Source organism: Rugosibacter aromaticivorans (genome assembly GCF_000934545.1).
In the GTDB taxonomy this organism is placed as follows: domain Bacteria; phylum Pseudomonadota; class Gammaproteobacteria; order Burkholderiales; family Rhodocyclaceae; genus Rugosibacter; species Rugosibacter aromaticivorans.
In genome coordinates this window covers 2,428,036-2,441,153 of the sequence record NZ_CP010554.1, presented here as the reverse complement: position 1 = coordinate 2,441,153, position 13,118 = coordinate 2,428,036, and the positions used below count along the sequence as shown (strand labels likewise).

The window sequence follows — 13,118 nt, the reverse complement described above, 5'->3', positions numbered from 1 at the left end:
CGGTATTTTGATGTCGCTTAACGATCACGGCTGGGGTAATCAGCCAGGGGGCGGTAAAGGCGGGGGTAAACAAGGGCCGCCTGATTTGGAAGATCTATGGCGAGACATAAATCGCCGTCTATCAGGCATTTTTGGCAATAAAAATTCAGCGCAACGTGGCCAGAATGGGAGTAACGAGGGTGGTGGCGCTGGTGGTAATGGTGGCATACCAAATCTCAGCCCGAAACAGTTTGGCGGCGGCTTGAGCGTAATCGCAGCGCTGGTCGCTGTAGTTTGGCTCGGTAGTGGTTTTTATACGGTGGATGCATCGCAGCGCGGCGTGGTGCTGCAATTCGGTGCTTTTAAAGAGATTACTGAGCCGGGCTTACGCTGGCGTTTACCGTGGCCGATCGAATCGCATGAGGTGGTCAATTTGACTGGCGTACGAACGGTTGAGATTGGCTATCGGGGCACAGAAAAAAATAAGGTGCCGCAAGAAGCGTTGATGCTGACAGACGATGAAAATATCGTGAGCGTACAGTTTGCTGTGCAGTATTTGTTAAAAGATCCCAAAGCCTATTTATTTAAAAACCGTAATCCCGATGATGCGGTGACGCAGGCAGCGGAAACAGCGATTCGCGAGATTGTTGGCAAAAGCAAAATGGATTTTGTGCTTTACGAGGGGCGTGATCAGATTGCGGCGAATACGCAGAAGCTGATTCAGGAAATTCTCGATCGTTATGCCACCGGTATCCAGGTGCGGTCTGTCAGCATGCAGGGCACCCAACCGCCCGAGCAGGTGCAGGCGGCGTTTGATGATGCCGTTAAAGCCGGGCAGGATCGTGAGCGGGCCAAGAACGAAGGCCAAGCCTATGCCAATGATGTCATTCCGCGCGCGCGTGGTACGGCTTCCCGTCTGACGGAAGAATCCAATGGCTATAAACAGCGCATCATTGCCACAGCCGAAGGCGATGCGGCGCGCTTCAAGCAAATTCTTGTCGAGTATAAAAAGGCCCCTGAAGTCACTCGTAGCCGCATGTATCTGGATACTGTGCAGCAGGTATATGCGAATACCAGCAAGGTGATGATTGATGCCAAGGGCTCCGGTAATTTGCTGTATTTGCCGCTGGATAAGCTGATGCAAGCAACGGCGGGTGCGGCTGTTGCGCCGACAGAAGCGACAGCAAGTGCTCCGCGCAGCGTATTGCCAGCGCCGACTATTACTACGGATGCACCACCACAGCTTGAACGCACAGCGCCGGGTGATGGTCGTTCGCGAGACACGATGCGCTCGCGGGAACGGGGAGAACGCTAATGCAACGCTCATTTTCATTCGTCGCGACGTTTGTCTTGGGTTTGCTGGTGCTAGCCTCAATGACTATTTTTACGGTGGATCAACGTCAGTACGCCATTATTTTTCAGTTGGGTGAAGTCAAATCGGTGATTTCTGAACCGGGCCTGGTTTTTAAATGGCCACTGATTCAGAACGTCCGCTTTTTCGATAAGCGCATATTGACGCTTGATTCGGCCGAGCCAGAGCGCTTTCTGACGGCTGAAAAAAAACCGGTGCAGGTGGACTCTTTTGTTAAATGGCGAATCCACAATGTGAAGCAGTACTACATTTCAGTGGGTGGCGATGAGGCGGTGGCGAAAACCCGGCTGATGCAAACGGTAAATTCAGGCTTGCGCGAAGAATTTGGCCGACGCACAGTGCATGATGTGGTCTCTGGCAAGCGCGAAAGTATCATGGTTGAGGTGCAAAAAAAAGCGGATGCGGATATGCGCGCTATTGGCGTAGAGATTGTCGATGTGCGGCTCAAGCGTGTTGATTTGCCGCCGGAGGTTTCTGAGTCGGTTTACCGCCGCATGGAAACAGAGCGCAAGCGGGTAGCGAATGAATTGCGCTCGCAAGGTGCTGCAGACTCGGAAAAAATCCGTGCGAATGCGGACCGGCAAAGCGAAGTGATCATTGCCGAAGCCTATCGCGATGCGCAGCAGATCAAAGGCGAAGGAGATGCCAAAGCTGCCTCGATTTATGGGCAGGCCTTTGGTGCTAATCCTGAGTTCTATTCCTTTTATCGAAGCCTGGAAGCCTATCGCGCCAGTTTCAAAAACAAGAGCGATTTGCTAGTGATTGAACCGAATTCCGAATTCTTCAAGTATCTGAAGAGTAGCGGTCGCGGAAAGTAGCCGAGCGTAGCGACTGTTGGCCATGTACAAGATATTGTTACTTGCTTTTGCGTTAATGCTCCTCATCGAAGGCATGTTGCCATTTCTGGCACCACACGCCTGGCGTGACATGTTTCGTCGATTGACTGAATTGGCCGATGGTCAAATTCGGTTTATTGGTTTGTCATCGATGGTGCTCGGTTTAATTTTGTTGATGTTATTTCGTTAATAAGCATGGGAAATCGTCGCTGGCTGTTGCCTGAGTCAATCGAGGATGTGCTGCCCCGCGAGGCTGAACACATCGAAACCTTGCGTCGTCGGCTGTTGGATGAATTCTCAAGCTATGGCTACGATTTGGTTATGCCACCGATGCTCGAGTTTGTTGAGTCATTGTTGCCTGGCAACCGCAGTGATCTTGATCTGCGCACTTTTAAACTAGTGGATCAGCTTTCCGGCCGCAGCATGGGCGTGCGTGCCGACATCACGCCGCAGGCCGCGCGAATTGATGCGCATATGCTCAATCGTTTTGGGGTCACGCGGCTATGTTATTGCGGTAGCGTATTGCATACCCTGCCAACTTCGTTTGATGCCACGCGCGAACCCGTGCAAATTGGTGCCGAACTCTACGGGCATAGCGGGTTGGAGGCGGATATTGAAATCGTGGGTTTGTTAGCGTCTGCCCTGCGCCTGTGCGATATTCAAACGGTGCGGCTTGATTTTGGCCACGCGGCTATTTTCAATGCACTTATCGAATCTACAGGTCTTGTCGCTGAACTCACGCAGGAAGTATTTGGCGCATTACAAGGTAAAGATATTCCTGCGCTGCGCGAGTTGTTGGCTTCCGTGGCCGAGCCGCTTCGCTCTGCGTTGCTGGCTTTGCCGGATTTACAGGGGGATCAACGCGTTCTTGCAGAAGCAGCGCAACGTTTGCCTGCATTGCCAGCCATTACCTCAGCCCTCAGTGATCTGCAGCGTATGGCGCATAGCCTGGGTGATTTACCCATCGGGTTTGATTTAGCCGATTTACGTAGCTACAACTACCATACGGGCGTTGTGATGGCGGCTTACTGTGCAGGCAGTGCTAGTGCGCTGGCGCTGGGTGGGCGATACGATGGGCTGGGCGCCGCCTATGGGCGAGGGCGTCCAGCGGCCGGATTTTCCATGGATTTACGCGAGGTTGCGCGGCTGTCGCCGAATGGCAAACGGCGTGCTGGCGTGCTGGTGCCTTGGCCAGAAAATGATGCCGTGCATGCCGAAGTTAGGCGTTTGCGCACGCAAGGGGAACGTGTGGTATTTGCCTTGCCAGGACACGAAGGGTCCTGGCAGGAATCAGATTGTGATCGGGCGCTCGTTTTGCGTGCGAATGAATGGATCGTTGAACCTCTGAAAGATAATTGAAATGGCTAGAAATGTCGTAGTTATCGGGACACAGTGGGGCGATGAAGGTAAAGGCAAGATCGTTGATTGGTTGACTGATCATGCGCAAGGCGTGGTGCGCTTCCAGGGCGGACACAACGCGGGCCACACATTGGTCATCGGTGGTAAGAAAACCGTGTTGCATCTTGTCCCCTCAGGAATTTTGCGTGCTGGCGTTACCTGTTACATCGGTAATGGCGTGGTGCTGTCCCCGGAGGCCTTGCTTAAAGAATTGGACGAGCTCAAGGCGGCAGGCATTGATGCTGAATCGCGCTTGAAACTTTCTGAAGCCTGTCCGCTGATTTTGCCTTACCACCAGGCGATTGATATCGCTCGCGAAACCGCCCGTGGCAGTAACAAGATTGGTACCACCGGGCGGGGGATTGGCCCGGCTTACGAAGACAAAGTGGCGCGGCGTGCTATCCGGCTGCAAGATTTGACTAAGCCTCAACGCTTTGCTGAGCGTCTGGCGGAATTACTCGAATATCATAATTTTGTGCTGAAAAATTATCACGAGGTAGAACCGGTGGATTTTCGGAAAACGCTGGATGACACCATGGCCATTGCGCCCCGCCTGATAAAAATGATCGCCGATGTGCCGCGCGCGCTGTATGACCAGCACAAAGCTGGCGCGAACTTGCTGTTTGAAGGTGCGCAAGGCACCTTGCTGGATATTGATCATGGCACCTATCCATTTGTTACCTCATCCAATTGCGTGGCCGGTGCTGCTGCCGCTGGTGCTGGCGTGGGGCCGGGTATGCTGCATTACGTATTGGGCATTACCAAAGCTTACACTACCCGCGTGGGCGGGGGCCCTTTCCCGACTGAGCTCTATGATGCGATAGATAAGCAGGACCCGGTAGGTAAACACATGGCAACCAAAGGCCACGAATTTGGCGCAACCACTGGTCGGGCGCGACGTTGTGGCTGGTTTGATGCAGCCGCATTAAAGCGTGCAATTCAGATTAACGGCGTATCTGGTTTGTGCATCACCAAGCTGGATGTGCTGGATGGCGTAGAAGAGTTAAAAATCTGTACGGGCTACCGCATCAATGGCCATGTCTCAGACATTTTGCCCGTGGGCGCCGATGAGCTCGCCTGCTGCGAACCTATCTATGAGTCGCTGCCGGGTTGGCAAGGCAGCACCGTGGGTGTCAGGACGCTAGATGGCTTACCCGCAGAGGCTCGCGCTTACATTCAGCGCATGGAAGCGCATTGTGGTGTGCCCGTCGATATGATTTCGACCGGGCCGGATCGCGAAGAAACCATCGTGCTGCGCCATCCGTTTCTTCAATAAACCTGCGTAGGCCACTTCAGTGGGCAGCAAGGGCCGCTTGCGTGGCTCTTGTGCCAATGACAACGGTTGTGCCTAGCTGCGTACCTATTTTTCCAAAACGATGAATGCTTTGACTCTCGCTGATTTTGACTATGCGTTGCCGCAGCGCCTGATCGCGCAAGCGCCGTTGTCGCAACGCTCGGCAAGCCGGCTGCTAAATGCCGGCGGAAAATCCTTGCTTGATCAGCGCATCACCGATTTGCCAAGCTTATTAAAGTCTGGCGATTTACTGGTCCTGAATGACAGTCGTGTGATGCATGCACGGCTGCAGGGCGCTAAAGCCACAGGCGGGCAGGTGGAAGTTCTGGTTGAACGCATCGTGAGCGGGAATGAAGTACTGGCACAAGTCCGTGCGAGTAAATCGCTCAAGACGGGCAGTCGGCTGATTCTTGAAGGCCTGCTGGATGTCGAAGTCCTTGGCCGCGAGGGTGAGTTTTATCACTTGCGTCTGCCGGGCGATGCCTTGGAAACGATTGAAGCGCATGGCCGTTTGCCTCTGCCACCCTACATCGCGCGCGCGGCGGTAGCGCCGGATGAAACACGGTATCAAACGGTTTATGCGCGAGAAACAGGCTCGGTCGCTGCCCCCACTGCGGGCCTGCATTTTGATGAAGATTTGCTCGCCAAGGTGCGCGCGCATGGTGTGGCGATTGTCTATGTCACCCTGCATGTCGGGGCGGGAACCTTTCAGCCGGTGCGCACGCAAACGCTGGCTGAGCATCATATGCACACCGAGCGATATATCATTTCGTCCGCAACTGCCGAAGCCATTGCCGCGACAAAGGCGCGCGGCGGCCGTGTCATTGCGGTGGGCACGACCTCATTGCGTGCGCTGGAGTCTGCTGCGACAGATAACGGCGTAAAAGTCGGCGCTGGTGAGACGGCGATATTTATTACGCCGGGCTTTGAATTTCAGGTGGTGGATGCATTGTTGACCAACTTTCATTTGCCAAAATCAACGTTGCTGATGCTGGTCTCCGCGTTTGCCGGCGTGAAAGAAATACGCACTGCCTATCGCCATGCAATTGAGCAGGGCTATCGTTTTTTTAGCTATGGGGACGCGATGTGGTTAACCCGAAAGACATCGCCATGAATTTTGAACTGCTAGCGCAGGACGGCGCCGCACGCCGTGGCCGACTTACCCTGGCGCATGGCGTCGTGGAAACGCCTGTCTTCATGCCGGTTGGCACGTATGGCACCGTCAAGGCCATGGCACCTGATGAGTTGGTGGGGATGGGGGCGACGGTGGTGTTAGGGAATACCTTCCACTTATGGTTGCGACCCGGGCTGGAGGTGATCATGGCGCACAGGGGTTTACATCGTTTCATGGCGTGGGATCGGCCGATTCTCACCGATTCAGGCGGCTTTCAAGTGTTCTCGCTGGGCGAGCTGCGCAAAATTTCAGAAGAAGGTGTGCGCTTTGCGTCGCCGATCAATGGCGATCGACTGTTTTTAACGCCAGAAATATCGATGCAAATTCAGCATGTGTTGAATTCGGATATCGTCATGATTTTCGATGAATGCACGCCCTACCCTGCAACCCTAGAGCAGGCAGCGCAATCGATGCGCCTCTCGCTACGCTGGGCGCGTCGCTCGCGCGATGAACATGATCGGCTGAACAATGCTAACGCGCTGTTCGGCATCGTTCAGGGTGGCATGCATGAAGCGTTGCGCGAGGAATCTCTCGCGGGGCTGACTGAAATCAATTTCGACGGGTTCGCCATCGGCGGTTTATCCGTCGGTGAGCCGAAAGAGGAATTTTCGCGCATTCTGGTGCACACCACTCCTCAGTTGCCGCATGATAAACCGCGCTATCTGATGGGCGTGGGAACACCGGAAGACCTGGTGTTTGCGGTTGGCCAAGGCATTGATATGTTTGATTGCGTGATGCCCACGCGCAATGCGCGCAATGGCTGGCTATTTACTCGCCGAGGCGATATCAGAATAAAAAATGCGCAGTACAGGGCCGATACCCAGCCACTGGATGAAGCCTGCGGTTGCTATACCTGCCGTCACTTTACGCGGGCTTACTTGCACCACTTGCATCGCACGGGGGAAATTCTCGGTGCGCGGCTAAATACCGTACATAACCTGTTTTATTACCAGGTACTGATGGCGGAGATGCGTGCTGCGATAGCGCAAGGCGCCTTCGCTGAATTCGTTCGCCGCTTTCACCGGGTGCGCGCAGGCGAGCAGGTATAATTAACCACTTTTGGCTGATATTGGCCGATATTTAAGGAGAGTTTTATGTTGATTTCGAATGCGTATGCTCAAGCGAGTGGTGCAGCAGCAGATTCCCTGGGTGGTTTGATGGGCATGTTGCCTATTGTGTTCATGTTCATCGTGCTTTGGTTTTTGATGATCCGCCCGCAAATGCGCAAGGCCAAAGAGCAACAAAAAATGATTACTGAATTGGCCAAAGGTGATGAAGTCGTGACACAAGGCGGAATCGCCGGGCGTATTAGCCGATTGGGTGAAAATTATTTGGGTCTGGAGGTTGCCAATAGCAAAGAAGGCGCAATTGAAATAACCGTACAAAAATCAGCCGTTGCGGCCTTGTTGCCCAAAGGTTCACTGAAAAATCTTTAATCCGCCACACGACCTGATGTCACGGTCCCGGCTTTTATCTGGTCTGCGCAAATGAACCGTTATCCGCTCTGGAAAAACATTCTAGTATTGATTGCTCTGGTGTTTGGACTGGTCTATACGATACCCAATTTTTTTGGCGAAGCGCCTGCTGTCCAGGTGACGAGCGTTAAAGCCACCATCAAGGTTGATGCCGGGTTGTTGTCAGCAGTTGACGCGGCATTGCAAGCTGCAGCGATTAAGCCAACGGCGCTCACCATGGATAGTAACAGTGTGCGTGTGCGCTTGGCGGATACAGATACGCAACTCAAGGCGAAAGACGTCGTCGAGAAGACGCTGAACCCCGACCCTGCCGATGCGAGTTATAGCGTCGCCTTGAATCTGGTGTCTAATTCGCCCGCATGGCTAACCAGCATTCATGCCTTGCCGATGTATTTAGGCCTGGATTTGCGCGGCGGGGTGCATTTTCTGCTCCAAGTGGATATGAAAGGTGCACTGACCAAACGTCTCGATTCGATCAGTGCTGACTTGCGTAGTTTACTGCGTGAAAAAAGTATTCGACACAGCGGTATTGATCGTGATAAGCAGAGCGTAATTATTCATTTTCGCGATGCGGACATGCGCAATAAAGCGCGGGCATTGCTAGCGGATAGCCAACCGGATCTCGCGTTGGCCGATGTTCAGGATGACGCTGAATTCAATCTGGTCGCCATATTGAAACCTGAAGCCGGAAAACGGATTCAGGAATATGCCATCAAACAAAATATTGTCACCTTGCATAACCGGATTAATGAACTCGGCGTTGCTGAACCGGTGATACAGCAACAAGGTTCTGACCGCGTGGTCGTTCAGCTACCGGGCGTACAAGATACTGCCAAAGCCAAAGATATCCTTGGTCGCACGGCAACACTTGAGGTGCGTATGGTGGACGACGAAGCCAGCAATAACCCGGGCATCATGGCGCAAGCAGCGCGTGGCCAGCCGCCGGTGGGCACTGAATATTTTGTTGAGCGTGGTGGACGCCCGTTGCTGGTGAAAAAACAAGTCGTGCTAACAGGTGAACGCTTAACGGATGCACAGCCTGGGTTTGATGGGCAAACGCATGAGGCCGCAGTGCACTTGACGTTGGATGCTGCTGGCGCACGAATTTTCAGGGATGTTACGCGTGAAAGTGTCGGACGACGCATGGCGATTTTGCTGATTGAAAAAGGCAAAGGCGAAGTGGTCACAGCACCCGTTATTCGCTCAGAAATTGGCGGCGGACGTGTGCAAATCTCAGGCCGCATGACCACCAATGAAGCCGCCGATGTGGCATTGCTATTACGCGCGGGATCTTTGGCCGCGCCGATGGAGATTATTGAAGAGCGAACGATCGGCCCCAGCTTGGGCGCAGACAATATTGCCAAGGGGTTTCATTCCACCCTGTGGGGGTTTACTGCCATTGCGGTTTTCATGATGGCGTATTACCTCATGTTCGGCCTTGTCTCCGTGGTGGCGCTATCGGCTAATTTGCTGTTGCTGGTGGCTTTGCTCTCACTGCTGCAAGCCACGCTGACTCTTCCCGGTATTGCCGCAATTGCGCTGGCTCTTGGTATGGCGATTGATTCCAACGTGTTGATCAACGAACGCATCCGCGAAGAGTTACGCAATGGTGGCACGCCCCAAGCGGCGATAACGGCGGGCTACGAGCGAGCCTGGGCGACGATTGTTGATTCGAACGTTACTACGCTAATCGCCGGCATCGCCTTGTTGGTTTTTGGTTCCGGGGCTGTGCGCGGTTTTGCTGTTGTGCATTGCTTGGGCATTCTGACCTCCATCTTCAGTTCAGTCGTGGTTTCACGAGCGTTGGTTAATTTAATTTACGGCCGCCGACGCAAGCTGGAAGGCCTTTCGATTGGTCAGATATGGAAGTCCAGCAACAGTAAGGCATAGGACGTAATTTCGACGTAACCTCGACGCAAATTCGCAAACCGGCCAACCTGGCAGGCTAAAGACGAGAGACTAAAATGGAATTTTTCCGGATTAAAAAAGATATTCCCTTCATGCGCCATGCACTGGTGTTCAACATTATTTCGTTGATCACCTTTTTGATGGCAGTGTTCTTCCTGGTGACGCGTGGCTTGAATTTTTCCATTGAATTCACCGGGGGAACATTACTCGAGGTGAGCTACCCTCACGCGCCTGCACTTGAAAGTTTACGCCACCAGCTGGATGTCGATGGATTTACGGATACCCAAGTGCAAAACTTTGGTTCTTCGCGTGATGTTTTAATTCGCGTGCCGCCCGCTAAAGGTGAACCGTCCGACGTTAGTTCATCCAAGGTGGGCGAGCGCGTCATGGCGTCTTTGCTAAAAGTCGGCGCTGGTGAAACGGCGGTAACGGGAGAAAATACGGTAAATAGACCCGAACTCAAACGTGTTGAATTTGTTGGGCCGCAGGTAGGTAAAGAGCTGGCGTCCGATGGTGCGCTGGCTCTGCTATCGGTGGTGATTGGTATTGTGGCTTATCTGGCCTTGCGTTTTGAGTGGCGCTTTGCTGTTTCTGCCATCATCGCTAATTTGCATGACGTGATCATAATTCTTGGTTTTTTCGCGCTCTTCCAGTGGGAGTTTTCTTTACCCGTATTAGCGGCGGTGTTGGCGGTTCTGGGTTATTCGGTGAATGAGTCTGTTGTGGTATTTGACCGCGTGCGTGAGACCTTCAAAAAGAAACGCGGCTTGACGACACCACAAGTGCTGGATCACGCGATTACCAGCACGATTTCACGGACCGTCATTACCCACGGATGTACCCAGATGATGGTGACTTCGATGCTCATTTTCGGTGGCGCGGCTTTGCATTACTTTGCGCTCGCGCTCACGATCGGCATCCTGTTCGGGATCTATTCTTCTGTGCTCGTTGCCAGCCCGCTCGTCATGTGGCTTGGCGTATCGCGCGACCAGTTTGTTAAAGCCAAAGTCGAAAAGCAGGAAGCCGTCGTTTGATCGGTTTCCCGGGCGAGATTCTTTCGCGCCGGGAACGGGTTTTTTGCAGGTGGTTTATTCGACTTGTATACCTTCATGGGATATAGCGCGCTGTACTGCAGGCCTCGCACGTACGGCGTCCATGATGCGCGTGTAGTGCGGGTAGTCTGTGCGCATAGGCAGGCCAATACGATTCCCCCAACGGAAGAACACCAGAAGATAGGCGTCGACCATGGAGTAGCATTCACCCAGCGCCCAAGGACGGCCGTGAAGGCGCGATTCAATGTCTGCAAACCCGATCAGCACATTTTCTTTGCCCCTGGTTTTCACAGCATCTGCCGCGGCGGGGTCGCTAACGAACCGATCCGGACGCAACACGGTACGTACGCCCCCGGCATGCATGGTGGAACCGAGCCAGCTCATCCATTCCACCGCCCGCACGAAGGACAGGGTGTCCAGTGGCAAAAGGCTGGCGGCCGGATAAGTTTGTGCAAGATAAATCAAAATGGCCGAAAGCTCAGTGAGCACTTGCTCAGTTTGACCATCATCAGTTTGATCCTCGCGAATGGCTAAAGCGGGGACTCTGCCGCGTGGGTTGATCGCTAGATACGCGGCCGTTTGATTCTGCCCCTCGGCGATGACCACTCGAACTGGCTCATAAGGCACGCCGAGTTCTTCAAACACAATATGGGCTGCAAGCGAGCAGGCGCCAGGGGAATGGTAAAGACGATACTGAGGCACGACGTTCTCCTTTGGACAGAATGGAAGTTCAAGTTTAATTAAAAGCTAAAAGCCGAGCAAAGTATCCGCGTCGAGAAAGCGGCTGTCAAATTCTGGATAAATTTCTGGCTGCCGCAATTGAACGGAACGCTTGCCAAGCGTTCTCGTGTTATTCAGCGTGAGTTGCAAAAACATGTTTTATCCGCAGCGTGCCCAGTGTTCCTGTAGCGATTGCCAACAGACGGTCAATGTTGGGGTGTTTCCCCGGATTGAGGCGGGCATCCTCCGCGTGCTCCGCGTACAGTTCGAGGCCCTTATTTGCAGCATCCTGGGTGATTGCGCCATAGATTTGGCCGAGATAGTTATAGACCGCGACAGAGCCAGCTTGACATGGTTTGTTTTCAATTTCGGCGACAACCTGCGCTTGTTCGTCGAGCAAAAAAATTGACGCCAGATGCGAAATGCGGGGCAGCTGCTTTAGTTGATCTGCAAAAGCCATGTCAGATTTTCCGCGCGAGGTCAGCCGCCTTGCCAATGTAGCTGGCTGGGGTGAGATCGAGCAGGCGCTGCCGGTCGCTGTCCGGCAGGTCTAGCGTGCGAATGAAGTCACGCAGGGTTGTTTGCTCAATGCCTTTGCCTCGCGTTATTTTTTTGAGTTGCTCATACGGGTTTTCGATACCAAAGCGCCGCATCACGGTTTGCACCGGTTCAGCAAGCACTTCCCACGCCTCGCTAAGATCTTCTGCCAAACGTTGCGGATTCGCTTCGAGTTTTTCCAGGCCTTGACGCATGGCGGAAAAAGCCAGCACGGTGTACCCAAAGGCCACGCCCATGTTACGAAGCACGGTTGAATCGGTTAAGTCGCGTTGCAGGCGCGAAATGGGTAATTTTTCGGCCAGATGACGCAGAATCGCGTTAGCTAGGCCCAGGTTGCCTTCGGAGTTCTCAAAGTCAATTGGGTTAACTTTATGTGGCATGGTGGACGAACCAATCTCGCCCTCTTTAAGCTTTTGCTTAAAGTAACCAAGGGAAACATACTGCCAAATATCTCGGTCTGCATCAATGAGGATGGTGTTCACCCGCGCGACGGCATCGAACAGCGTCGCCATGGCATCATGGGGCTCTATTTGGATCGTGTAGGCGTTAAATTCCAGCCCCAGGCTTTCGATAAAGCGGCGGTTGAAAGACTCCCAGTCAAGCTCCGGGTAAGCTGAGAGGTGCGCGTTGTAATTGCCCACTGCACCGTTGAATTTGGCCGTGAGAGAGATGGTGGCAAGTTGGCTCCGTGCCCGGATGAGGCGGGCAGCGATATTCGCCATCTCTTTGCCCAGCGTGGTGGGCGTTGCCGGTTGGCCATGCGTTCTGGCGAGCATGGGTAAATCGGCCAGTTGATGTGCCATTTGCCGCAAGTGGCTGATGATCTGATCTAACCCGGGTAGCAGGCTGCTTGCCATGCCATCTTTTAGCATGAGCGCGTGCGCGACGTTGTTAATGTCTTCGGATGTGCAGCCAAAATGGATAAACTCAGTGATGCGCATCACGTCGGGGTCATTGGCGCAGCGATCTTTTAGCCAGTACTCAACGGCTTTGACATCATGGTTAGTGCGTAATTCGATTGCCTTGATTGCGGCGGCATCATCAAGCGAGAAATTCGCGATGATTTGATTTAATTCACCAATAGAGGTGGCAGAGAGCGATTGACACTCCACAATCTCAGGTGCGGCGGCCAGGGTCTTGAGCCATTCAACCTCAACACGCACACGATTGCGGATCAGTGCAAATTCAGAAAAATGGGCACGCAGGTGGTCAACCTTTGCAGCGTAGCGGCCGTCCAAAGGAGAGAGTGCAGTGAGCGCAGTAGGTGTCATGGCAAGCGAAGGGTAGGGAAAGGCAGAAGGGTTACAGGTCCGCTAAGTGGCACGAGGCGAGCAGGTTCGATTTTAACATGC

The 13,118-nt window shown here is 53.4% G+C and carries 13 protein-coding genes; 10 read left to right on the top strand and 3 right to left on the bottom strand.

Features of this window, described 5'->3' with window-relative positions; genetic code table 11:
- Positions 1 to 10 precede the first annotated feature (10 nt).
- From hflK to secF, 10 genes are all read left to right on the top strand, one after another.
- Entirely contained in the window at positions 11 to 1,294 is a 1,284-nt protein-coding gene (gene hflK / locus PG1C_RS12140; RefSeq protein ID WP_202635014.1) for an FtsH protease activity modulator HflK, read from the top strand.
- Positions 1,294 to 2,169: a protease modulator HflC gene (gene hflC, locus PG1C_RS12135; protein ID WP_202635013.1), complete on the top strand. Its 876-nt coding sequence runs from the start codon at positions 1,294 to 1,296 to the stop codon at positions 2,167 to 2,169. Before hflK ends, hflC begins: the two co-directional genes overlap by 1 nt.
- Before the next feature lie 22 nt (positions 2,170 to 2,191).
- Entirely contained in the window at positions 2,192 to 2,377 is a 186-nt protein-coding gene (locus tag PG1C_RS12130; RefSeq protein ID WP_202635012.1) for a DUF2065 domain-containing protein, read from the top strand.
- Positions 2,378 to 2,382: 5 nt separating this feature from the next.
- The gene (locus tag PG1C_RS12125; RefSeq protein WP_202635011.1) at positions 2,383 to 3,546 is read left to right on the top strand and encodes an ATP phosphoribosyltransferase regulatory subunit; all 1,164 of its coding nucleotides are present in this window, start codon (positions 2,383 to 2,385) and stop codon (positions 3,544 to 3,546) included.
- A 1-nt stretch (position 3,547) separates the two neighbouring features.
- Positions 3,548 to 4,861, top strand: a complete 1,314-nt coding sequence (locus PG1C_RS12120) for an adenylosuccinate synthase (RefSeq protein ID WP_202635010.1) — start codon at positions 3,548 to 3,550, stop codon at positions 4,859 to 4,861.
- A gap of 100 nt (positions 4,862 to 4,961) precedes the next feature.
- Positions 4,962 to 5,993: a tRNA preQ1(34) S-adenosylmethionine ribosyltransferase-isomerase QueA gene (queA, locus tag PG1C_RS12115; RefSeq protein ID WP_202635009.1), complete on the top strand. Its 1,032-nt coding sequence runs from the start codon at positions 4,962 to 4,964 to the stop codon at positions 5,991 to 5,993.
- The gene (gene tgt / locus PG1C_RS12110) at positions 5,990 to 7,102 is read left to right on the top strand and encodes a tRNA guanosine(34) transglycosylase Tgt (RefSeq protein WP_202635008.1); all 1,113 of its coding nucleotides are present in this window, start codon (positions 5,990 to 5,992) and stop codon (positions 7,100 to 7,102) included. Before queA ends, tgt begins: the two co-directional genes overlap by 4 nt.
- Before the next feature lie 45 nt (positions 7,103 to 7,147).
- A complete protein-coding gene (gene yajC, locus PG1C_RS12105) occupies positions 7,148 to 7,489 on the top strand; it encodes a preprotein translocase subunit YajC (protein WP_202635007.1) in 342 nt (113 codons plus the stop codon).
- A gap of 51 nt (positions 7,490 to 7,540) precedes the next feature.
- Positions 7,541 to 9,418: a protein translocase subunit SecD gene (gene secD / locus PG1C_RS12100; protein WP_202635006.1), complete on the top strand. Its 1,878-nt coding sequence runs from the start codon at positions 7,541 to 7,543 to the stop codon at positions 9,416 to 9,418.
- A 74-nt stretch (positions 9,419 to 9,492) separates the two neighbouring features.
- The gene (gene secF, locus PG1C_RS12095; RefSeq protein ID WP_202635005.1) at positions 9,493 to 10,470 is read left to right on the top strand and encodes a protein translocase subunit SecF; all 978 of its coding nucleotides are present in this window, start codon (positions 9,493 to 9,495) and stop codon (positions 10,468 to 10,470) included.
- Positions 10,471 to 10,524: 54 nt separating this feature from the next.
- On the opposite strand, the gene PG1C_RS12090 is transcribed toward secF, so the two are convergent.
- The 3 genes from PG1C_RS12090 to purB form a co-directional block, all read right to left on the bottom strand.
- The gene (locus tag PG1C_RS12090; protein ID WP_202635004.1) at positions 10,525 to 11,190 is read right to left on the bottom strand and encodes a glutathione S-transferase family protein; all 666 of its coding nucleotides are present in this window, start codon (positions 11,188 to 11,190) and stop codon (positions 10,525 to 10,527) included.
- Positions 11,191 to 11,338: 148 nt separating this feature from the next.
- Positions 11,339 to 11,668 carry a DUF2322 family protein gene (locus tag PG1C_RS12085; protein WP_202635003.1) on the bottom strand — a complete coding sequence of 110 codons (330 nt, stop codon included), beginning with the start codon at positions 11,666 to 11,668 and terminating at the stop codon, positions 11,339 to 11,341.
- A 1-nt stretch (position 11,669) separates the two neighbouring features.
- Positions 11,670 to 13,037: an adenylosuccinate lyase gene (gene purB / locus PG1C_RS12080; RefSeq protein WP_202635002.1), complete on the bottom strand. Its 1,368-nt coding sequence runs from the start codon at positions 13,035 to 13,037 to the stop codon at positions 11,670 to 11,672.
- Between the last annotated feature and the right edge of the window lie 81 nt (positions 13,038 to 13,118).

Bases quoted from the DNA above. Each gene is read 5' to 3' on its own strand.
- hflK (WP_202635014.1), top strand. From the start codon at position 11: ATGTCGCTTAACGATCACGGCTGGGGTAATCAGCCAGGGGGCGGTAAA.
- hflC (WP_202635013.1), top strand. From the start codon at position 1,294: ATGCAACGCTCATTTTCATTCGTCGCGACGTTTGTCTTGGGTTTGCTG.
- PG1C_RS12130 (WP_202635012.1), top strand. From the start codon at position 2,192: ATGTACAAGATATTGTTACTTGCTTTTGCGTTAATGCTCCTCATCGAA.
- PG1C_RS12125 (WP_202635011.1), top strand. From the start codon at position 2,383: ATGGGAAATCGTCGCTGGCTGTTGCCTGAGTCAATCGAGGATGTGCTG.
- PG1C_RS12120 (WP_202635010.1), top strand. From the start codon at position 3,548: ATGGCTAGAAATGTCGTAGTTATCGGGACACAGTGGGGCGATGAAGGT.
- queA (WP_202635009.1), top strand. From the start codon at position 4,962: ATGAATGCTTTGACTCTCGCTGATTTTGACTATGCGTTGCCGCAGCGC.
- tgt (WP_202635008.1), top strand. From the start codon at position 5,990: ATGAATTTTGAACTGCTAGCGCAGGACGGCGCCGCACGCCGTGGCCGA.
- yajC (WP_202635007.1), top strand. From the start codon at position 7,148: ATGTTGATTTCGAATGCGTATGCTCAAGCGAGTGGTGCAGCAGCAGAT.
- secD (WP_202635006.1), top strand. From the start codon at position 7,541: ATGAACCGTTATCCGCTCTGGAAAAACATTCTAGTATTGATTGCTCTG.
- secF (WP_202635005.1), top strand. From the start codon at position 9,493: ATGGAATTTTTCCGGATTAAAAAAGATATTCCCTTCATGCGCCATGCA.
- PG1C_RS12085 (WP_202635003.1), bottom strand. From the start codon at position 11,668: ATGGCTTTTGCAGATCAACTAAAGCAGCTGCCCCGCATTTCGCATCTG.
- purB (WP_202635002.1), bottom strand. From the start codon at position 13,037: ATGACACCTACTGCGCTCACTGCACTCTCTCCTTTGGACGGCCGCTAC.